The organism is Streptomyces sp. NPDC058685, from assembly GCF_042714725.1.
Taxonomy (GTDB): domain Bacteria; phylum Actinomycetota; class Actinomycetes; order Streptomycetales; family Streptomycetaceae; genus Streptomyces.
In genome coordinates this window covers 50583-71284 of record NZ_JBHXSL010000029.1, presented here as the reverse complement: position 1 = coordinate 71284, position 20702 = coordinate 50583, and the positions used below count along the sequence as shown (strand labels likewise).

Below are 20702 nucleotides of genomic sequence, written 5' to 3'. Positions count from 1 at the left end.
GCACTCAGACGCCCGCTGGGTCGCCGGGTGTTGCGGCCCTGCGACGCCGAACTCGTCCGTCGCTTCCCCCTGTTCGGGTCACGCGCCGGCGCCGGCGCCACGCCGGAAGCGGCGACAGCACGACGCGAGCGAACGATTCGCTGGGCGTGGTCCCGGCGTGCCGGTGTGCGGAGGCAATGTCGCCGTGTGGTGCGTGGGTGAGGGTGGGGTGGGCAGGAATGACAGAGCCCTGGGAAGGCGCATACCGGGCGTCTTCCCAGGGTGTGTGCCGTTGCTGGTTACAGCTTGGCGAGGGTGCAGGCCGTCTGCGCGAGAGCCGGCGGCACGGAGGACACGTTCTGCAGGATCAGCCGGCACAGCAGCTGGTCCGCGGGCAGGCCCGAACCACCGATGGTGCAGGCCAGGTTGGTGTCGGTGCTGGAGTAGCCGGAAGCCGCGAGCAGAGCGGTGCAGTCACTCGGGGCGGCGTGGGCGGAGGGGGCGATGGCGAGCGTGCCGCCCGCGGCGGCGAGCGCGGCCACCGCGACTGCGGCGAGACGGGCCCTCGGGGTGCGCTTCATCAGGTCCTCATTTCTTGTAGTGCCCGGAATCATCGGAAAGGCATTTGCCGTCCGGGACATCACGAGAGTAGGGGGCAGAGACCTGGCTTCGTAGCGGAAAAGCGGAAGTATTTCGCCCTTACCTGCGACACCGTCGAAATGTAGTCGACTATGCTTCTTAGTGGCAATTGGCCGGCGGCTGTAGCCGAGTTGCGTCAGTGCAGGATGAGGCAAGGGTGGCGTCACCAGCGTTGCGATCGGGGCGGGCGTAAAGGGTGGGTGGAGTGTGCATCCGTGCGGAGGACGCGTACTGATTGACTGGAAAGTGGTCAACCTCCACGTCGGGAGGGTTTCAACTCATCGACCGTCTATCGACGCTCCTGTCTGCGGCTGTGTGACACGGCTGAGTACTGATTCGTACGAAAACGAAATCCTCTGGGTTCCCGAGAACGTGAAACCCGAAACGGTTGGGCGGGGTACTGGGGCGTATCGCGGGAGCAATTGAGGGCGCGAATTGCAGAAACATTTCTCTTCTCTGTATACGGCGGCGCACCGGAGAGTGGACTGTTGCATGCGAAGGGGTCGACGTGGCGAGTTGCTGTTTTCGCTCCCGGAGGCCCACCTGGAGATCGAGTGTGGCCATCGAACTCGCCCCTTTTGTGGACGTGCCCGGTCCCCCGTGATTGTAGAGATGGCGTTCAAGGAGAAAGAGGACCGACGCGAAGGTCGGCACTGGCGGCACCGCCGCGCATGCATCCGAACTGCCAGTGTGCGAGGCCCGTGTTGCCGAGGACCAGGGCCCCGGGCCGGGGACGGGTGCCTTGCGCCGGAGTCGGAGCCTCGTTGCGCTGTCGGCGCCTCGTCCCCAACGGGCCCCACCTTTCGGCTGCTCGCCGACGCCCGGCCGTCCGCAGGGATTCCCGGCGTGGACGTGCTTTCCCCTGCGAGGATTCGGGGATGGGAGAAGGCGGCGCGTGGCTGGTTCTTGCAGGAGCGCTCGTGGGTTCGGTGGTGACCGGCTTGGTGGGGTGGTTCGGCCCGCTTCGGCTGCAGCGGCGTCAGGCTGCTTCGACGGCGACCCAGTACGAGCGGGTGCACCATCATGAGGTTCGGTTGGAAGAGCTGCGTATCAGTAGTGCACTGGAGCTGCAGCGTCTGCAGAGCGAGCATGCGCGTGAGTTGGAGGTGGCGCGGGTCGTTCAGGCGCGCGTCGAGCGCATCGTGGCCCTGCGCTTGGTGGGCGGCTTTTGGATGCAGGCGATTGTGGCCTCGTTCAACCGTTTGGAGGCGGGGGAGCAGCTGGAACCGGCGGCTTTCGACGAGGAGTTCGGCAAGCTGCGACGGGAGGCGGACGAGGCTGCGGCATCCTTGCTGGTGGACGGCCTATGGGTGGCATCGGCCGATGACACCAGCGGGCTGACGCAGCCCTTGTTCGAGGCGATGGCCCGCGCGACTCTGTTGCTGCGCTCCGTTGTGGTCGGCAGGTCCCGTACGGGCGTGGTGGTGGACCCGATCCCGCCCGAGGTGCGTGAGGCGGTGCGGGAGGCGCAGTCCGCACGGGAGCGTTTCCGATCGTCGCTGATCGAGCTGTTGTCCGTGTCGGGCGCTGGGCTCCGACGGCGCCTGTGACGATTGCGGAGCCTCCGCCTACCCGGGGCACACCTTGTGAAAGGGGACATCGGGGATGTGCGTACGCCATTCCGTGGGGCTCAGCGAGCGGCCTGCGGAGGCGCAGATTTCCTTGATCGTGGCTTCCGGTGAGAGGGCATAGCTCTCCAGCAGCGGGGCGTTGGAAGAAGTGCCTGTGTCGGACGCGACGACCAGGTCCCCGGTCCGAGACGTGAAGCTGATTCCCGAAACACGGGTGCTCTGCAGGATCTCGTCGCCGATCCTGCGCAACGTGCCGGTGTCCCAGAGATCCAGGGGACCGCCCTGGACCGACGCGGTGGCGAGTGTGCGGCCGTCGGCGGACAGGGCGATCTCGTCGGGTGTTGCCGGCGCGAGGGATCCGATCAAGATCTCAGGATCCGGTTCGATGGTACCGATCTGGCGCCTGCGCTGAACGTCCCACAGGTGGACGTCGCCTCCGCCCTCGGCGGCGGCGAGGACCCTACCGTCGTCACTGGCCACGACCCGTTTGACTGCGGCGTTCTGACCAAAGGGTTCGTGGACCGTACCCGTGTGAACGTCAACTATTTCGCCGGCGTCCGTGGCGATGAATCCCCCGTTCGGCGTGAAGGCGAGCGGCACCCCGCGCACCTTCGGAATCGTGTGGTCGACCCGTCCGCTAGCGGCAGTCCACAGCAGCAGCCCATGGGCGTCGCTTGTGGCCACTTGGGTGCCGTCCGGGCTGATGACGGCACCGGAGGAGATGGAATGCCAGGCGCCGCTCTGCAGGTCCGTCTTGACGGGGCGCAACTCAGCGAGGCGTTGGTGCCGGTGGGTGTCCCAGATGGTGGCGGTGGTTCCACTGGCTACTACCAACCGCCCGCCCTCACGGCTCAGCGACAGCTTGTGCGCCGCGGTGCCGGTCGCGGGGAAGGGGCCTGCGACGACGCTGCCGTCGGCAGTGTCCCGAACCTCGACGAAGGGGCCGTGCTGACCCGCTCCTCGGGACTCTCGTAGAAACGCAGTACGCCTGCCTTCCGGGCTGAATACCGCGCCTTGGTGTGAGCCGGCCGCGTGTTGTCGGCTTCGCGGCCGCCATGCGATGGTGCGCATGACACCCCGGTGGGCGAAGTGGAGGGTGCGTGCGTCCGGGCCGTAGTGAAGGACAGGGACGCTGTCGAGGACCGGGAGTTCGTAGCGGGCTACGGTGGCCTCGTCGGCAATGTCATGGACGATGAGCGTCCGCAGTTCCGCGATGGCCAGGTACCGGCTGTCCGGGCTGAATTTGAAGGACACGCGGCGAGGAGCCCGCAGATTGGTGTCGGCGTCATAGTCGAGCGTCTGCTTCTCCGCGCCTGACACGGCGTCGAAGAGGCGGATCCGGCCGGTGCCGTGGGCGATGCCCGCTTCGTCGCGGGCCACATCGGCGGCCGTGCCCAGGAGTTGGCTGTCGGGGCTGAACTGCATGTCACAGGCGTCAACCAGGGTGCCTTGCAGCAGAGGTCGGCCCACGGGCCGCCCGGACTCGGCGTTCCACAACTGCACCGCCTCTCGGGCCAGGCAGACCGAGAGCCTTCTGCCATCGCGGCTGAGAGCGATCGACGGCTCCACGTTCGCGTAGGGGATGCGGGCAGTCCTGAGCCCGGTCACTGTGTCCCAGAGGTGCAGAGCATCTCCCTCTCGGAGAACCAGGCGTCGGCCGTCATCGCTCACGGCGAGCGGGATGCCCCGACTCGTTCCGTAGGTTCTCTTTGCCAATGACTTTCCCTGTGGCCTCCAGAGCCTGACCCCGGACGCACTGGAATAGGCCAGGACTGTTCCGGTCGCGCTGATCGTCGTGTCGGCTGTCGCGAGCCATCCGCTCGGCGGGGAGAACGTGGCCGTGACGCGGTCGGTGGCTGCGTCCGCGACGGTGATCGAGTCGGAACCCCGTCGCAGATAGGCGATGGTGCTCCCGTCGTGCGACCAGATGCTGCTGTCGCCATGCGCCTGTGTGGAACGTGTATTGCGCTCCGGCTGCGTGGCCGCAGCCATAAGGCCGGCCCGTGCTTCTTCCAAGGGTGCGATCTGCCACGCCGCTGCGTTGAGCAGCATCGCGGTTGCCGGATCGGAACGGCGCAGCGCATCCGCGCGGGAGACGGCGCGTCGAACCGACGATTGCACCCGCTCCTGTTCCAGCCGGGTGCGTCGTTCCTCGCTCAGGGTATTGAGGTTCCAGGCGACCGTGCCGCTGGCCAGAGTGAGCATGACCAGGACGGCCGCGCCCACCGCCCACCGGCGACGTTGCATCCGCCGGCGGCGCCGGACCCGGCGAGAAGTCGCCAAGTACGTCCGTTCCGCAGAGTTGAGACGCAGATGGGCCGGCGCGGTCAGTGACCATTCCACGCAGCGAGCGAGCTCGGTACCGTGCAGCAGCGCATCGTCATGGCGGGCGTGAGCTTCCCATTCCCGCGCGCCTCGCCCGAGACGACGGTGGATGCGCAATCCTTCGCGGTCCACGGAAATCCACTGGCGAAGCCGGGGCCAGGCAACCAGCAACGCAGGACTGCGGACGGCGATGGTTCCGGCAGTCCCGGTGATGACGCCTGTCGATGTGAAGGTGGCGAGTACCTTGCGCATCGAGACCGCGCGACCTGGGGCGGCGAGGTCCACCAGCTCTTCCAGGCTGATGCCGCGAGTCGTGTCGTGGCCGCCATCGTGTTCGTCGCCGGGGACGATCATGCGAAGCATCACCTCCTTCGCACAGTCCTGTTCAGCAGGGCTGAGGAGGGCGAAGGCATGTTCGGCGATCTCGCCCAAGGGCAGCAGCGGACGCAAGCCCTTCGGCGAGGTCAGCAGGCGGGCGCTGCGTGTGGCATTCTCCACTGTTCGAGGGCCTTGAGGGCCTGAGGAGTCCCCGGAACTCGACGTCAGCGCGTAGAGCACGCCCATCATGCCTGGCCTGTCGTCGGGCTCCGTGCTCAAGGCGGCCCCCACCAGACCGCGCAACGGCTCACCGACCATCGACCTGTCGTGCCTGCCGCTTCGTACACGCCGGACGATCTCCTCGAGGTGCTCTCCGCCGAACGGATCGCACCCCGTAGCAGCGAACAGGACGGTGGCGCCCCAGGCGAAGACGTCGGCAGGGGGCGCGGCCGCCTGCCCGTTCAGAACCTCAGGTGCGGTGTAGGCCAACGTTCCCGGGAGGCCGCCGGTCTCCGTTGCGGTGAGTTCGAGCAGCCGTGCGACGCCGAAGTCGATCACCGTGGGTCCATTGGACCCGAGCAGGACGTTGTCGGGTTTCAGATCCCTGTGCACGACGTGCGCGTCATGGATGCCGCAGAGGGCGACCGCTATGCCGAGGGCGAGCCGTTTCAGGTCGTCGGCTCTGTAGGGACCCTGCGCCCGCACAGCCTCACGCAGAGTCGGACCATCGATGAACTCACTGACGACATAGGGGCGGGAGCCGTCAACAGCGGCATCGATCAGCCGGGCCGTGCAGGTGGAGGAGACTCTGCGGGCGGCCTCGATCTCCTTTGCGAGACGTCGCATCGCTGCAGAGCCGACGGCCGGTGCGGCATGCAGGATCTTGACGGCCACTCGCGTCCCGTCGGGGTCGTAAGCCTCGTATACGGTGCCCTGCCCTCCGCTTCCGACTCGGCGCGCAAGGCGATAGCGCCCCACACTGTCCCCCGTTGCGGAGATGGCATTGTCACCGCGCACCGTTCTGTCGGCCTTCCCTTGCATCGGGGCGATGTGCGCCGGACTTGGACTCGGTCGATTCCTCGTAGCCGTCTGCCGGAGTTCCTGCGACGGGTCAGCGGCCAAGACATCTCGGCGAGTTGGTCGTGGGTGCGAGCGTCCTCGTCACGCGAACCTAGTGCGGCTCGGTGCCCGCGGTGCGCTGAACACGCATACCGGCCGCACCGAACGGCGCCGGATGGTAAGCCCGACTGCGCCGGCGGAGATGTCGGTGCGGAGGGCAACTGAGGAACCGATCCATCCCCACCCGCCGCCCCTTTCCGATCCGCGTCCCAGCCTGTCGAGCACCGCGCACGGGTTCGCGGCCACGATCGAGACACCGTCTGACCAGATGATCGGTTGTGATGATCAGCTGCCGTCTCGGGCTGCTTATAGGCGCTTTGAGTGATATGGACGTGATCGGGTATCTCGATCAATTCTGAGACGTTGGTGCCTTCGTGGAGCCACGTGAACTATGGGAACGCAACACGCTTCTGGCTGAGGCGTTCTGCAGCACGAATGATCGAGTGCGTGAGGCGCAGGCGGTGATGGACGAGGCGGTGGCCAGCCGTACCAGGGCCTTGGCGGCGTTCGCCGTGACGGTCGGCAGCGACGGGGCGGTAGCCGACCTGATGGGGCTGAACGAACGCGAGGTGCGCGTCGCACGCCGCACGGTCGGCAAGGAGGACGCCCGTGCCGTCGCCGACCAGTTGCTCAGCGCCCTGGTGGAACCGCCCGCCCCGCTGATGTCACCCGTCCCGGATCCCGTATGGGAGCCGCTCGACGACACAATGCCCGCCCATGTACCCCATCAACGCCCGGAAACAGGATCGCCCGCACATCCACCCGCGGTGGAGAGTGCCACGATGGATGCGCCGGTGACGTGGACGCCCGGCATGGACTCCGTGCTGCAGTGGAGCTGCCAATCCGGCCTTGATCTTCAGACCGTCGCTGAAGAACTCGGTCTGAACTCCAAGGACCTGCTTCTGCGGGCGCAGATGCTTGCCGCCGAAGGACGACTTATGCCGAACGTACCGGCGTACGACGCGAACCGGTCGGGCCGCCACCGCCGCCACGGCTCCTTGGAGTACACCCCCGTCCCGGACAGCCCCGAGTCCTTGTACAGCTCGCCCGGCCCTTACGGCTGAACCTGGTGAACGCGCGCCCCGCCCGCATCCGCCCGCAAAGGGCGCGGGACCGGGGGAGCGGGTACGGCGCATTGCCGGCAGCCTTGTCGCCGACCCGCCTGCACGTTGCCCGGAACGCTTCAGCGTCCCGGGCAACGCCGGACTTCAGTCCTTCCGGCTCTCGCACCGTCGCGATGTGCCCCAAGCTGCGGCCTGCCCTCAGGTGGGGCCGTTTCGTCAGCCGGTGGTGCGGATGCGGTGGACGCTGTCCAGAGCGGTCGCGCCGGCGGCGGCCTTGTCCACGACGTAGGCGGTGCCGCGGTGCAACACGACGTGGTTGGTGTTCGTGCCGGTCGGCAGGTCCGCGAGAACGGTGCCCTCGCGCGGGTCGACCACGGTGGTCGTGCCGGATCCCCGGTTGGCCACGTACACATGCCCGGTGCGGTCGTCGGTGGCCACGGCGAGACTCCCGGCGCCTGTCGGGATCTCCTGGCGTACGACGCCCGCCCGCAGGTCGACCACGGACATCGATCCGGCAGCCTGGTTGGCGGTGTAGGCGGTGGTGCCGTCGGTGGACAGGGCCACATCGATGGCGCCCTGGCCGACGGTGATGAACGTGGGCGTCCCCGACGTGGGCCGAAGGACGATCAGGCGGCTGTTCGTCAGGTCGGCGGCGAGAACGGTGCCGGTTCGGGTGTCGACGGCCAGGCCGGCCGGTGCCGCACCGGGGACGGTGATGCGCTTCTTCTCCTGGTAGGTGCGGGTGTCGAAGGCGACGAGGCTGCCGTCCTCCAGCCCGGCCGTCCAGACCAGGTTGCGACGGGCGTCGACGACGACGTCCCGCGGATGCTTCACCCCTGGCACCGTGGCGAGGTGACGTCCGGTGCGCTGGCTGTAGACGGCGAGGGAGTTGTCCACCGTGTTGGTGGTCCACACGGTGTTGTGCTCGTCGTCCACCGCCACTCCGTAGACGGCCTCGCGCGCACCGGTGGCAGCGTCGGTGACGGGAGGTGTGAAGGCCGCGGTCACCCTCAGGCTCCTGGGATCCACCTTGAGGAGCTGTGACTGGGTCACGGGCGGGAACCCCACCGAACTGGTGACCCACAGAGTGTTGTTCCGGGCCGAGTAGGCGGACTGGTAGAGCCCCTGCGCGAGTTCTGCGGAGTCCACCGTGCGATGCGCCGGGCGAGTGTGGACAGAGGCCAGCGGTGCGGCAGTTGCCGTGGTGAACGGGCCGAGCGCGCAGGTCGCGGAGACGACCGCGGCGAGCAGGACTCGTCGCGGTACGAGGGATCGTCGGGGGGACATTGCTGGTGCCTCCTGTAGGGGTTGCGGGTGGGGAGTGCGGTTCTGCCGGTACGTCCGGCGTGTCAGGCCCCCAGTGCGTCCAGCCGGGACGTCAGGACGGCCGCGACCCTGTCGAGCTGCCGCGGCTGCGTCATCTCGGGGTGCAGGCAGTCCAGGGGGTGCTCGTCCAGCTGCCCGGTCAGATAGGGAAGCCAGGCGAGGGGGGTGAGCCAGTCCTCGGTTCTGGGTGCGGCCGCTCTGAAGAACAGCAGGTCCCCGTCGAAGATCTGGTGTCGATGGGTGCGCATGAGGCGGGCGTTGTTGGTGACGACGCCGAGGACTGCGGTGAGGACCCGATCGGGGAGCGCCGCCAGGGCGCTGCCCTCGTTGCGGAGGGTGGCCAGGACTCCGTCCCGGGTCAGGGTCCCTGCGCCGCCTTCGTAACCGGCCATGCGCAGCAGGGCGTTGAGTGCGTCGGCCTCGGTGGGGCCGGCGAGGTCGCGCCACTGGTCGGAGGGGTAGGCGTCCATGAGTGCGAGGAGGTCGACAGGCTCACCTGCCTGTTGCAGGTTCACGGCGACGGCGTGGGCCACGACTCCTCCGACGGACCAGCCGAGCAGCCGGTAGGGCCCGCGCGGCTGGACACCGCGGATCTGCGCCGCGTAGTCGGTCGCCATCTCGTCCATCGTCGCGGGCAGTGGTTCGTCGTGCTTCAGTCCGCGGGCCTGCAGTCCGTGCACGGGCTGCCCGGTGCCGAGGCGCGGCAGCAGTCCCGAATAGCACCAGCTGAGCCCACCCGCGGGGTGGAACACGAACAGAGGGACACGCTCCCCGCTCGCCCGCAAGGGAAGCAGGACCTCCAGCGCCGTGTCGGTGCCGTCGTTGCCGGTGAGTCGTTCGGCCAGCGCAGCCGGTGTCGGAGCACGGAAGAGAGTGCCGATCGGCGCCCGGTGACCGAGGGTGTCGCGGATGCGGGACATGAGGCGTGCGGCGAGCAGCGAGGTGCCTCCGAGGTCGAAGAACGCGCCGTCCACACCGACCCGTTCGACTCCGAGGACTTCGGCGAAGAGCCGCGTCAGTGTCTCCTCGGTCGGATTGCGGGGAGCACGGCCCACGGTGCTGTCGGCGACCGGGGCGGGCAGCGCCTTGCGGTCGAGCTTGCCGTTCGGGGTGAGGGGGAAGGCGTCGAGCCGGACGACTGCCGAGGGAACCATGTAGTCGGGGAGGACGGTGCCCAGATGTGCCCGAACGCTCTCCTGGTCGGGCGCCGTCCTCCCGGTGACGTAGGCGACAAGACGCTGATCACCGGGCCGGTCCTCGCGGACGATGACGCAAGTGCCCGTCACGCCGCCCACCGCCGCCAGGTGCGCCTCGATCTCGCCGGGTTCGAGGCGCTGCCCGCGCAGCTTGACCTGATGGTCGGTGCGTCCGAGGTAGAGAATCTCGCCGTCGGCGCTCCATTGGGCCAGGTCGCCCGTGCGGTACATGCGGGAGCCGACGGGTCCGTAGGGGTCGTCGACGAAGCGCTCCTGCGTCAGTTCGGGGCGGTTGAGGTACCCGTCGGCGAGCTGTGCGCCGGCGAGGTGGAGCTCTCCGGTGACGCCGGGCGGGCAGGGCTGTCCCGCGGTGTCCAGGACGTAGAGCCGGGTGTTCCATACGGGCCGGCCGATGGGCACGGGTCCGCTGCGCCCGGGTTCGCAGGTGTGGTGGGTGACGTCCACCGCGGCTTCGGTCGGTCCGTACAGGTTGTGCAGCCGCGCTGTGGGCAGCGTGCGGTGGAATGCGCGCACCACGTCCCGGGGGAGGGCTTCGCCGCTGGCGAAGACGTCCCGCAGTGTCGTGCAGCGTGCGGTTTCCGGTTCGGCGAGGAAGAGCTGGAGCATGGACGGTACGAAGTGGCAGACGGTGACGTCCAGTTCCCGGACCGTTCGGGCCAGGTACAGCGGGTCCTTGTGTCCGTCGGGTGCCGCCACGACGAGCGTGGCGCCCTCGCGCAGCGCCCAGAAGAACTCCCAGACGGAGACGTCGAAACCGGACGGTGTCTTCTGCAGCACGCGGTCGCCGGGGGAGAGCGGGTAGGTGTGCTGCATCCAGCGCAGCCGGTTGTCGATCGCCGCGTGGGAGACCACCACTCCCTTGGGGCGGCCGGTCGATCCCGAGGTGTAGATGACGTAGGCGGGATGTCGCGGTGTCAGCCCAGGGGGTGTGTCCGACGGCGGCGGCGCCGGGGCGTCCGTGTGGTCGACGACGAGGGTCGCGGCATGGGTGCGGGGCAGGCGCGGGAGGGTCGCCGCATCGGTGAGGAGGCAGACGGGGGCCGCGTCCTCGAGCATGGCGCCGATCCGCCCCGGGGGATGACCCGGGTCGAGTGGCAGGTAGGCACCTCCGGCCTTGAGGACCGCGAGGAGGGCGACGACGAGTTCGGCGGAGCGCGGCAGGGCGACCGCCACCAGTGCCCCGGGCCGGACTCCCCTGGAGACCAGCCGGGAGGCGAGTCGGCCCGCCTGCGCGTCGAGTTGGGCGTACGTCACGGTCCGTTCGGCGAAGATGAGAGCCGGTGCCGTCGGGGTACGGCGCGCCTGCTCCTCGATCGGTGCGGCAAGGGTCGTGGTGGGCAGGAGGCGCTCGGTGTCGTTGAAGTCGACGAGCACCCGCCGGCGTTCCCCGGCTGTCGCGATACCCAGCGCCGCGAGGGGCGCCGCCGGGTCGGTTTCGAGGGCACGGGCCAGGAGGTCCAGGAAGCGTTCCTGGTGCGATGCCAGGGCGTCGGTCGTGTAGAGGGCGGGGTTGGCGTCGTGGTCGATCCGCAGGCCCTGCCCGTCGCCGCGGTCGTAGATGTTCAGTGTGAGGTCGTCGACCGGGCCGGCGGAGAGGTTGTACGAGGTGGCGCTGACGTTCCCGAAGGACAGCGGATGGTCGAAGGGCATGATGTTGATCAGCGGGCCGACCGGCGCGCGTCCCTCGCCGAGCAGGCCGTGGTCACGTCTGATGTCCTCGATGCGGTAGCGCTGGTGGCGGCGCGCGCTGCGGACGGCGAGCACGGCCTGGCGGGTCAGCCCGGCCAGGGTGGTGTCCGGGGTGACGGTCAGCCGCAGCGGCAGCACATTCATCACCATGCCGGGGATCCGCAGGGCGACCGAGCCGAGGCGCCCCATCATCGGCATCCCCAGCACCACATCCGGCGTGCCGGTGACCCGGGAGACGTACAGGGCTTTGACCGCGATCAGTACTTCGGGCCAGGTCGCCCGCAAGTCCTCGGCGAGCGCGCGCAGTCGGGTGGTGAGGGTCGAGGGCACCGTCGTGCCGCGCCGCAGGAATGTGGGGGAGGCGAGCATGCTGCGTCCGGCAAGCACTGGCGCCTGCGGGCGGTCCGCGAGTGTTTCGGTCCAGTGCTTTCTGTCGGCGGTGAAACGGTCGGAGGCGCGGTAGGCGGCATCGTCCTCGATCAGTTCGGTGAGCCGGCCGAAGGTGCGCTCCGCCGGCTTCGCCCCGGCAGCCAGTGCCGCGTACACCTCCGCAACGCGGCGGGCGAGCAGTATGTAGCCGAAGCCGTCCAGCACCATGTGGTGCACACACTGGTACCAGAGCCACTGCCGGTCCCCGACCCTGAGCAGGCCGTGGCGGAACGGTGGGCCCGCGGCAAGGTCGAAGGGCCGGGCAACGTCATGGTCCATCCAGGCGCGGGCCGCCGCCAGCGCGTCGGCTTCCGCGCGCAGATCGGCCGAGTGCAGGGGGAATCCGGTACCGGATGCGGCCGGATCGATGGGGAACTGCCGTGGCCCGTCGGGGGTTTCCACGATCCGCACGCTGAGGGTCTCCGCCTCGGCCGCGGTCTGCCGCAGTGCCTGCACCAGGAGTTCGGGTCGCAGATCCCCGTCGAGGACGACGTACTCGGCCGTGTTGAGTGCCGGGCTGTGGGGGTCGATCGCCTGGGCGAACCACATGCCCTGTTGCGCGGCCGTGAGCGGGAGCCCGGCCGTGGCGTCCGGTGCCGGATACCCGGGGGCGGGTTCGGCGGTGCGTGCGGCCGTCACTCGTGAGCTCCCAGGAGGGCGGCCCACGCTTCGATGGCCGGGCGTTCGGCGAGATCCACGAACGAGATCTCGGCGGCGTGTTCCCGCCGCCACCGCTCGACCAGACTCATCAGGCGAACCGAGTCGAGGCCGGCATCGCCGAGGTTTTCGTCGTCGGCGATGCAGGCCGGGTCCTCGCCGAGGACGTCCGCGACGTCCTGACGCATTTTCTGCACGGTGAGCGCCATGGTTCACTCCCCCTGGGTGAGGATCGCGTCGGTCGTGGTGACGACGGCGCACCGGCCGGCGGCCCAGTGCAGTGCGGAGCGGTGCTCTCGTTCGCCGAAGTCGGCGACGGCGTCGGCGACGACGAACGCCTCGACATCACGCATCCAGGCGTCGCATGCCGTCGCGATCACACCGATGTGGGCGTACACGCCGGTGATCACCAGTTGGTCGCGGCCGTGGCGTTCGAGGAGCGCGGCGAGGTCGGAGCGCACGAAGGCGCTGTACTTCCATTTGGTGATGACGGTGTCGCCGGCTTGCGGAGCCACTGCGTCCGCGATGGCCGAGGCGTGTGGGTCGTCGGGCAGTCCGGGGCCCCAGAAGTCCTGCTGGAGCCCACGCTCCTGGGGGCTCTGGCCGCCGGGCTGGGCGGAGTAGACGACGGGTATGCCGTGGTTCCTGGCGTGTTGCGTCAACCGGCCCGTATTGGCCAGGAGTTCAGGCATCGGCGAGGTGTGGCTCCCGAAGGCCGACAGGAAGTGGTTCTGCAGGTCGTGGACGAGGAGAACCGCCCGGCCCGGGTCGACGGTCCAGTCGGCCCGGTTCTCGGGCAGGTCGGTGGCGTCGGGCATCGGGTACGGGGCGATGGCGGGCAGCGCCATGAAACAGTGCCTTTCAGTGACGGGGGCGGGCCGCAGTCGTGCGGAGGTCCTTCTTGCTGACCTTGCCGATCCCCGTTGAGGGGAATGCCTCGACGAACTCCACCCGGTCGGGGACCTTGTAGGCCGCCAGTCCGCGCTCTCTGACGTACCGTCGGACAGCCGCGGGGCGGAGTTCGGCGTCCGGCCGCAGGATGACGTAGGCGCAGGAACGCTCGCCGAGGTAGTCGTCGGGGACGGAGACGACGGACACGTCGTGGACGGCGGGATGTCCGAGGATGACGTTCTCGACCTCTTCCGCCGCGATCTTCTCCCCGCCGCGGTTGATCTGGTCCTTCGCGCGCCCCTCCACGACGAGGTGCCCGCTCGGAGTCGACCGGGCGATGTCGCCGGTGCGGTAGAAACCGTCCGGGGTGAAGGAGCGGGCGTTGTGTTCGGGTGCCCTCCAGTAGCCGCGGATGGTGTAGGGACCGCGAGTGAGGAGATGGCCGGTCCCGCCGGGGGGAACGTCCCTGTCCTCTTCGTCGACGATGCGGACCTCGTCGTCGGGAGATATCGGACGGCCCTGTGTGGTGACGACGGTTTCCTCGTCGTCGTCGAGCCGTGTGTAGTTGACGAGACCTTCCGCCATCCCGAACACCTGCTGGAGGGCGCATCCGAGCACGGGCCCGATGCGCCGGGCCGCCTCCTCGCTCAGCTTGGCGCCTCCCACCAGCAGGACCTCGAGACTGCTGAGGTCGTGGCTGGTGTGCGGCGCGGCCTCCGTCCACAGGAGGGCGAGCGGGGGGACGAGACCCGTGATGGTGACGCCTTCGCTCTCGATGAGCGGGAAGGCGGTGTCGGGCGCGGGGGCGGGGCACAGGACGACGCGGCCACCGGCACACAGGGTGCCCAGCGAACCGGGGGAGCTGAGCGGGAAGTTGTGAGCGGCGGGCAGGACGACGAGATGGACGCTGCTCTCGTCGACCGCGCAGATCTCATTGGATGCGCGCACGGAGTACAGGTAGTCGTCGTGGGTGCGGGGAATGAGTTTCGGGACGCCGGTGCTGCCGCCGGACAACTGGAGGAAGGCCACGTCCGAGGCCTGCGGGCCTCGGTGGGAGTGGAGCCGGTCGTCCGGTTCCCGCGGTACCGATCCGAGCGCGGTGTGTCCGCCCGGGTCTCCCACCACGAACACATGGCGCAGCGTGGTGTTCTGCGCTGTGACACGCGTGGCGAGCTCACGGTGGTCGAAGCCTTCGTGCCGGTCCGCGATCACATAGGCCACGGCCTCGGAGAACTCGCAGAAGTACCGGATCTCCGTCTCCCGGTGGGCGGGCAGCGCGAACACCGGCAGCGCGCCGATCCGGAACAAGGCGAAGACGACCTCGAAGAACTCGGCGATGTTCGGGAGCTGCACCACCACCCGGTCGCCGGGGCCGATCCCGGCGGCGAGGAATCCGGCGGCGAGCCGGTCGGCGCGGCGGTCGAGTTCGCCGTACGTCCACCGGCGTCCCTCGCCGGCGGGGTCGACGACGGCGACACGGTCGGGGAACTCCTGCGCCCTGGCCGCCAGCATCTGCCCGAAGGTCTCGCCCTGCCAGTAGCCTGCGGCGCGGTAGCGCTCGGCGTATGCGGCCGGCCAGGTCGGCGCGTCGAGGGTCACAGGCGAGCCCCGACCGCTTCGAGGAAGGTGCGGAACTTGGCGGTCGTCTCGGCGGTTTCGGCCGCCGGGTCGGACGAGGCCACGACACCCGCACCGGCGAACAGGCGCAGGCTGTCGGGGCCGACTTCCGCACAGCGGATGGTCACCACCCATTCGCCGTCTCCCGCGGCATCGCCCCAGCCGACGACGCCCGAGTACAGGCCGCGGTCGAAGGTCTCGAGTTCGCCGATGACGGAGCGCGCCACGTCGGTCGGGTCGCCGCAGACGGCGGGTGTGGGGTGCAGCGCGCAGGCGAGTTCGAGTGCCGACGCCGGTACTGGATCGAGCCTGCCGGTGATGGTCGTCGACAGGTGCCACATGGCGGCTGTTTTCACCAGCGTCGGCCGCTCGGGGACGATGAGATCCGCGCAGTAGGGGGCGAGTGCCTCGCCGATGGCGCTGACGACGACGGCGTGTTCGAGCAGGTCCTTGGGCGACTCGAGCAGCGCGGCGGCTCTGCGTACGTCTTCGGCGAGGTCGCTGCTCCGGGGTGCCGATCCGGCCAGCGGATTGGCGCGAAGGCTGCGGCCCTGCCGGGATATGAGCAGTTCGGGGCTGGCCCCCAGGAGGGTGCGGCCTGTGCCCGTCGGGACGGCGAAGGTGTAGCCGCGAGGGTCGCGCCGGGCGAGCCGCTGGAGCATGCCCGGCACATCGGGGGCGCGGTCGCCGTGCAGGTCCAATGCCCGGGCGAGGACGACCTTGCGGAACTCGCCCGCCGTCATGCGGCCTACGGCCGTGGTGACTGCCGTGGTGTACGCGTCCGGGCCCGGCACGGGCCTGATGTCCCAGCTGATGTCCTCCGGCGCGGGAGCAGGTAACGCGATCAGCGGGTCCCTGCCGAGGGCGGGGCCGCGGCGCACCTGGTCCGGGACGGTGAGGGCGGCCGGCGCGGAGGGGGCGAAGGGGATCGCTCCCATCACCAGGGGGTCGGGCCGGCCGGCGGTGCGGGCTTGCGCGAGGACTTCGTCGACCCGCTCGGTGAGCGGCCGCGCGTCGTGCGGTACCGCGAGACCGTCTCCGCGGGCGAGCAGCGTTCGGGTTGGTGAGGCGAAAAGGCGGTCCGTGTCGGGGCGGTAGGCATCGAGCAGGGCCGTCGCCGTACCGACGACATCGGCTCCGGACTCCTCTGTGAGGAGCGGGTCGTGGACCGTGGTCACCTTGAGTACTCCCAATTTCTCCGGCCCCGATGGGGGTGATGGGGTCATGTGCGATTCGGCGGTGCCGACTCTTGAAGATGAGGTAAGGCTCACCTATTGTTTGGTTGGCTGCTCTGCTCTCCGCCCGGCCGAATCGGCCTTCTGTGGGCGTGATCGAGCGGCGCCCGACTGTGCACGTTAGTGGTGACCAGGTAGGTGTGGCCCGCTCGTTGACAGGCCCTGACGTGGGACGTTCTCACCTGAAAAACGCAGGTCAAGGGAGTGCAAAGCAGTCAACCCGCGAGAGTCACAGGGCGTTGCACCAGCCTTGGTGCATCCGCTGAGCCTGTTCTTCAACCTCAAGGGGCTGCGGAGTGCTTGCCGGTGGGGAAATGGCGGTGCGTGCCGACACCACGCCAGGCAGACTCGCGGGCATGACTGAGAAGATCACCCGCATCAACCCCGAGCAGCTGCATGAGACGCCCGGCTACCACCACATCACGGTGGTGGAGGCAGGGCGTACGGCCTACCTGGCGGGACAGTGCCCGCTTGATCGGAACGGTGACCTCGTCGGTGCCGGTTCCCTCGAGACGCAGGTCGACCAGGTGGTCGCGAACGCGCTCACTGCTCTGGCCGCGGCGAGTGCCGAGCCGCAACACGTGGTGCGGTCAGTGATCTACGTGCGGAGCGACGAGAGGGACCGTCTCGGAGCCGCATGGCGTCGGCTCACCGAGTCTGCCCTGGGGCCTGCGTTCACCACCGCCAGCACGCTCTTGGGCGTTGCCCAGCTGGGCTTTCCCGGACAGCTCGTCGAGGTGGATCTCACCGTGGCGCTGCCTGACTGACGTCGAACGGCGTCGCGAACTGGGTAGCCCAGCTGGGCAGTTGCCGGACGTGGGGGCTCTCGTCTGATCACGTGCTCGGGCCAAGCTGCACATGACCACGATGAAGGCCATGAGGGCGATGCCGCGGTGGGGGAAGCGTTCGCGGAATCGTCACGCTGTCGGGACGAGTTGTATGCGGGGTCCGACGGTGCCGGGCGATGAGTCGTTGTAGTTGGAGGCCGGGGACCAACTCCCTCACATCCGTGACGTTTTGGGCGACAGCCAGTGAGAGGGCATCCATGGCCACACGATCGTGAACGCCGGGCCGCGCGCAGGAGACTGGGCCCGTACGGATCCCCTGCGGACCGCGCCACGGGCCCGCCCGGAGGGCGCGCCGTTCCGGTGCCCGAGGGGAGCGATTCGCGGATGCGGGAACTGAGGCCGTGACCTGCTCGTTTTCAACCCACTAGGCTCACTGCAGGGGAACGGGCGCGAGGGAGGGGACCGACAGTGACGGAGCGGGCGTACTGGAGCGAGCAGGCCGCGTGCCGGGAATCCCACGCGGAAGGCCTGTTCGCCGACTCCGCGACACAGAAGCGGGCCAAGACTGTCTGCACGACCTGCGTGGTGCGCGTCGACTGCCTGACCGAAGCCCTCGACAGCCGGGTGGAGTTCGGAGTGTGGGGCGGCATGACCGAACGCGAACGACGCGCTCTGCTGCGCCGCCGCCCCCAGGTCACCTCTTGGCGCCCCATCATCGAACGGTCCCCGTCGGCAGGCCACGAGCCACCGCGTGCCGGTACCCATTCGGCATAGGTCGGACGTGAAGCGCAATGGGCCGCGGCGGCTCTGACGGCGCTGCCGGCGATCCGGACGCGAGCGAAGCCCTGCACCCACGGGGGCATCCTGAATCGTGTTGGATCACCGTCCGTCTCGCGCATCTTGAGTGGCTGTGACATCGGTCGGGCACGGGAGCCGGGCGGGCGTCCCCGCCCGCACCGCAACCGAAGGCGCGCATCCGGGCGGCAGGTGGTCGTCGCCGTCCAGCCTTGATGGAGCGCGGTCAGGCGTACCGCAGCTCACTCGGCTGTACCCAGCGTCCGAGAAGCGGCAACGCCGTCGCCGCCGCCAGCAGGCAGGACGCGTACATCGCGGGCGCGACCAGCATGGCGGTCCACGGCACCGAACCGACGCCGGTGGCCATGGAGTACGAGATGCCGATCGCCAAGCCTCCTGCGCCGGCCAGCAGCAAGCCGGGGGCGAGGGGGAGAGCCGTCTCCAGGATGAGGGCGCGGTTCAGGACCGGGCGCTGTACTCCGGCCGCCACCTGGGCTGTCAAGGCCCGGCGGCGGGAGGTCAGTGACTCCGCGGTGCCCACGGCGAGGCCGGCGAGGGCGATCGCGAGGGCGACCAGGACGGCGGCCCCTGTCAGGTTGAGGCCGGTTCTGTAGTAGGCCATGTCGGCGGGCAGATATCCCTGCCCGGCCAGTTGAGTGCGCATCGTGTGCTGAACGCAGACAAGGACCGTCCCGACCACTGTCACCAGCAGCACAGCGGCGTGGGAGCGGGCCGGGGCCCACGGGTCGATGCGCAGGCGTTCCGCCGCGATCAGCGGCGCCGCGGTCCGCGCACGCTTGGCGAGCAGCTGCCCGGTGAGCCGCGCCGTCGCGCCGGACAGCCACACCGTGCCGGCGCCGAGCGCGACGACGAGGCTCAGGACGGTCAACGGCGGCCGCCAGTCGACCTGGTTGCCGGAGACATGGCCGTTGTGCATGGCGAGCGGCGCCACCCCGACAAGCAACATCACCAGGCCACCCAGGAACAACAGTGCTGGTCTCCGGTCCTTCATCGGGTGCACCCGGCGGACCCAGCCCAGCGGCGAGGCCACAACACGGCGCAGTGCCAGCACCCCCGTTACCGCGCCCAGCAGCGGCACTCCGCCGGCGACCAGTGTGATGCCTGCCCAGGTCAACGTGGTCGGACCGCTCCACATGCCCAACAGGAGCACCACCGCGAAGGCGGTGGTGAGCGCCGAGCCCAGCAGACAGGCGAGACCGGTCTCGAGCGCGGCGATCCGGCGCACCTGCCAGGGTGTCGCCCCGGCCAGCCGCAGCCCGGCCAGCCGACGGTCGCGGTGCACGGCACCGATCCGGGCGCACTAGCCGAGGAAGCCCAGCACCGGTACCAGCAACAGCAGCAGGCCGCCGGCCACCGCCGCACGACTGCTGGGTTGGTTCAGGAGGCCGTGGAAGTGTGAGATGGCGTAACTGCCCTGGAGGGAGGCGAGTGTGACGGCCGCCAGCGCGAAGCCCGTCGCGAGCGCCGCACCCGCCGCCGTCAGCGTGACCCTCCACCACTCTCGCCGGTCGGACCCGCGTACGAGCCGCCAAGCCAGGCGGACGTCGGAAGCCACCGTGCTCATGCCGTCACCTCCAGCTTCGACGCGGCACCGTCCCTAAGCTGGACCTCGCGATCGGCGTACGCGGCCACTTGGGCGTCGTGCGTGACCAGCAGCACCGCCGTGCCGGACTCCCGGGCCGCGTGGGCCAACGCCGTCATCACCTGCTCGCTCGCCAGTGAATCCAGCGCACCGGTCGGCTCGTCCGCGAACACCACCCTGGGCCGGGTGACCAGCGCGCGAGCCAGCGCCGCCCGCTGTGCCTGCCCGCCGCTCATCTCTCCCGGACGTACATCCTCTTGTCCGCGCACCCCGAACCGCTCCAGCAGCGTCCCTGCGCACGCCCGCGCCTCGGTGCGGGCGGTGCCGGCCAGCATCAGTGGCAGCGCCACGTTGTCCAGAGCCGTCAGCTCCGGGATCAGCTGCCCGAACTGGAAGATCACCCCGAATGCGGTGCGTCGTAGCTCGCTCAGCCGCTTCTCCGGCAGCCTGTCCAGTCGTTCGCCGTCGTACGTCACCGAACCGGAGTCCGGCCGTACTATCCCGGCCAGGCAGTGCAGCAGGGTCGACTTCCCGCTGCCGCTGGCCCCGGTAACGGCGAGGATCTCGCCGGCCCGCAGCTCGACAGAGACGCCGCGCAGGGCCTCGGTCCTGCCATGGACCTTCACCAGATCGCGGGCCGCGAGCAGCGGCGATGTCATGGTCCCGTTCGTCATGCTGTGCAGACCTCCACGGTCAGGGTGGTGAGCCGGGCCGCCGTGGTGGTCATCCAACGGAGGTCGGCGTCGAGGTGGTTGAGGGCGTAGTCGGCCGAGAGCATGGTCGTCAGGTCCGTGCCGGGAGCTGTCTTGACCGCCGTGAGCTCCCGCATCCGCCCCATATGGGCGGCGCGCTGGGCCAGCAGATAGGCGTCGGCGTCTCCGCCGGTGAGGATCGACACGACAACCTTGGCGAAGATCTCGTTCGTCACGAAGGGCGCTGGCGGCGCGATCTCACCCGCCCACCGGGCCAGTTCACGCGCGCCCTCGTCCGTCGTGCGATACGCGGTCCGCTCCGGACCGCCCTCCGACGCGGTGCCGTCGACCGCCGCGAGACCGTCTCGGACCAGGCGTTGCAGGGTCGTGTAGACCTGCCCGTATGCCAGAGGGCGGGCCTCGGGGAAGCGCTCGTCGTGACGTCGCTTCAAGTCGTATCCATGGCTGGGACCCGAGGCGAGCAGCCCCAGCAGAATGTGACGGGTGGTCATGTAGATCAGTATGCACTACGTGTATGTACTGAGTGAATAGTGGGCGCTGATGAACATGGATCGGGGTGGCCGACGGCGATGGCTGCGCGGTCGGATGTGTGGCAACAACGGGCGAGGTATGAGTCCTTCTCGTACCGGAGGATCATGGAGCGCGGACCCGGACATGGGTGGCGCGGCACATGAGCGAGCGCGTCCGGCCGAAGAATCGTTCCCGCCACCGAGCAGGGAGACGGGCC

At 69.3% G+C, this 20702-nt stretch carries 13 protein-coding genes and 2 pseudogenes; 4 read left to right on the top strand and 11 right to left on the bottom strand.

The features are described 5' to 3' along the window. Positions 1-278: 278 nt before the first annotated feature. Positions 279-560 carry a hypothetical protein gene (locus ACFWU3_RS22705; RefSeq protein ID WP_384440436.1) on the bottom strand — a complete coding sequence of 94 codons (282 nt, stop codon included), beginning with the start codon at positions 558-560 and terminating at the stop codon, positions 279-281. A 936-nt stretch (positions 561-1496) separates the two neighbouring features. Between ACFWU3_RS22705 and ACFWU3_RS22700 the strand changes: the two genes are divergently transcribed. Continuing rightward, positions 1497-2168, top strand: a complete 672-nt coding sequence (locus tag ACFWU3_RS22700; RefSeq protein ID WP_384440433.1) for a hypothetical protein — start codon at positions 1497-1499, stop codon at positions 2166-2168. Between the two features lie 18 nt (positions 2169-2186). Here ACFWU3_RS22700 and ACFWU3_RS22695 read toward each other — a convergent pair whose 3' ends face one another. After that, positions 2187-5873: a WD40 repeat domain-containing serine/threonine protein kinase gene (locus ACFWU3_RS22695; protein WP_384440430.1), complete on the bottom strand. Its 3687-nt coding sequence runs from the start codon at positions 5871-5873 to the stop codon at positions 2187-2189. A gap of 452 nt (positions 5874-6325) precedes the next feature. Between ACFWU3_RS22695 and ACFWU3_RS22690 the strand changes: the two genes are divergently transcribed. Further along, complete coding sequence (locus ACFWU3_RS22690) at positions 6326-7015, top strand: hypothetical protein (RefSeq protein WP_384440427.1); 690 nt, start codon at positions 6326-6328, stop codon at positions 7013-7015. Positions 7016-7231: 216 nt separating this feature from the next. Here ACFWU3_RS22690 and ACFWU3_RS22685 read toward each other — a convergent pair whose 3' ends face one another. From ACFWU3_RS22685 to ACFWU3_RS22660, 6 genes are all read right to left on the bottom strand, one after another. After that, positions 7232-8302 carry a YncE family protein gene (locus tag ACFWU3_RS22685; RefSeq protein WP_384440424.1) on the bottom strand — a complete coding sequence of 357 codons (1071 nt, stop codon included), beginning with the start codon at positions 8300-8302 and terminating at the stop codon, positions 7232-7234. A 62-nt stretch (positions 8303-8364) separates the two neighbouring features. Next, a complete protein-coding gene (locus tag ACFWU3_RS22680; protein WP_384440421.1) occupies positions 8365-12315 on the bottom strand; it encodes an amino acid adenylation domain-containing protein in 3951 nt (1316 codons plus the stop codon). Further along, the gene (locus tag ACFWU3_RS22675) at positions 12312-12542 is read right to left on the bottom strand and encodes a phosphopantetheine-binding protein (RefSeq protein ID WP_384440418.1); all 231 of its coding nucleotides are present in this window, start codon (positions 12540-12542) and stop codon (positions 12312-12314) included. Before ACFWU3_RS22675 ends, ACFWU3_RS22680 begins: the two co-directional genes overlap by 4 nt. 3 nt (positions 12543-12545) lie before the next feature. Next, positions 12546-13181, bottom strand: a complete 636-nt coding sequence (locus ACFWU3_RS22670; protein ID WP_384440415.1) for an isochorismatase family protein — start codon at positions 13179-13181, stop codon at positions 12546-12548. Positions 13182-13194: 13 nt separating this feature from the next. Next, on the bottom strand, positions 13195-14823 hold the full coding sequence (locus ACFWU3_RS22665; RefSeq protein ID WP_384440412.1) for a (2,3-dihydroxybenzoyl)adenylate synthase: 1629 nt from the start codon (positions 14821-14823) through the stop codon (positions 13195-13197). Beyond that, positions 14820-16019 carry an isochorismate synthase gene (locus ACFWU3_RS22660; RefSeq protein WP_384440409.1) on the bottom strand — a complete coding sequence of 400 codons (1200 nt, stop codon included), beginning with the start codon at positions 16017-16019 and terminating at the stop codon, positions 14820-14822. The genes ACFWU3_RS22665 and ACFWU3_RS22660 overlap by 4 nt, the downstream gene beginning before the upstream one ends. Positions 16020-16432: 413 nt before the next feature. Here ACFWU3_RS22660 and ACFWU3_RS22655 point away from each other — a divergent pair, with 413 nt between their 5' ends. Beyond that, positions 16433-16843 (top strand): RidA family protein, encoded by a 411-nt coding sequence (locus ACFWU3_RS22655; RefSeq protein ID WP_384440406.1) that lies wholly within the window; start codon positions 16433-16435, stop codon positions 16841-16843. A 450-nt stretch (positions 16844-17293) separates the two neighbouring features. After that, positions 17294-17584: pseudogene (locus ACFWU3_RS22650) on the top strand (WhiB family transcriptional regulator); the annotation flags it as partial. Between the two features lie 301 nt (positions 17585-17885). Here the strand turns inward: ACFWU3_RS22650 and ACFWU3_RS22645 are convergent. From ACFWU3_RS22645 to ACFWU3_RS22635, 3 genes and pseudogenes are all read right to left on the bottom strand, one after another. Then, positions 17886-19244, bottom strand: a pseudogene (locus ACFWU3_RS22645) (ABC transporter permease). Next, positions 19241-19936 (bottom strand): ABC transporter ATP-binding protein, encoded by a 696-nt coding sequence (locus tag ACFWU3_RS22640; protein ID WP_384440403.1) that lies wholly within the window; start codon positions 19934-19936, stop codon positions 19241-19243. Before ACFWU3_RS22640 ends, ACFWU3_RS22645 begins: the two are co-directional and overlap by 4 nt. Beyond that, positions 19933-20466 carry a PadR family transcriptional regulator gene (locus ACFWU3_RS22635; RefSeq protein ID WP_384440400.1) on the bottom strand — a complete coding sequence of 178 codons (534 nt, stop codon included), beginning with the start codon at positions 20464-20466 and terminating at the stop codon, positions 19933-19935. The genes ACFWU3_RS22640 and ACFWU3_RS22635 overlap by 4 nt, the downstream gene beginning before the upstream one ends. Positions 20467-20702 lie beyond the last annotated feature (236 nt).

What these genes read in the sequence shown, in the direction of transcription:
- ACFWU3_RS22695 (WP_384440430.1), bottom strand. Translation starts at nt 5,873, where the DNA reads ATGCAAGGGAAGGCCGACAGAACGGTGCGCGGTGACAATGCCATCTCC.
- ACFWU3_RS22685 (WP_384440424.1), bottom strand. Translation starts at nt 8,302, where the DNA reads ATGTCCCCCCGACGATCCCTCGTACCGCGACGAGTCCTGCTCGCCGCG.
- ACFWU3_RS22640 (WP_384440403.1), bottom strand. Translation starts at nt 19,936, where the DNA reads ATGACGAACGGGACCATGACATCGCCGCTGCTCGCGGCCCGCGATCTG.
- ACFWU3_RS22635 (WP_384440400.1), bottom strand. Translation starts at nt 20,466, where the DNA reads ATGACCACCCGTCACATTCTGCTGGGGCTGCTCGCCTCGGGTCCCAGC.
- ACFWU3_RS22700 (WP_384440433.1), top strand. Translation starts at nt 1,497, where the DNA reads ATGGGAGAAGGCGGCGCGTGGCTGGTTCTTGCAGGAGCGCTCGTGGGT.
- ACFWU3_RS22675 (WP_384440418.1), bottom strand. Translation starts at nt 12,542, where the DNA reads ATGGCGCTCACCGTGCAGAAAATGCGTCAGGACGTCGCGGACGTCCTC.
- ACFWU3_RS22655 (WP_384440406.1), top strand. Translation starts at nt 16,433, where the DNA reads ATGACTGAGAAGATCACCCGCATCAACCCCGAGCAGCTGCATGAGACG.
- ACFWU3_RS22705 (WP_384440436.1), bottom strand. Translation starts at nt 560, where the DNA reads ATGAAGCGCACCCCGAGGGCCCGTCTCGCCGCAGTCGCGGTGGCCGCG.
- ACFWU3_RS22670 (WP_384440415.1), bottom strand. Translation starts at nt 13,181, where the DNA reads ATGGCGCTGCCCGCCATCGCCCCGTACCCGATGCCCGACGCCACCGAC.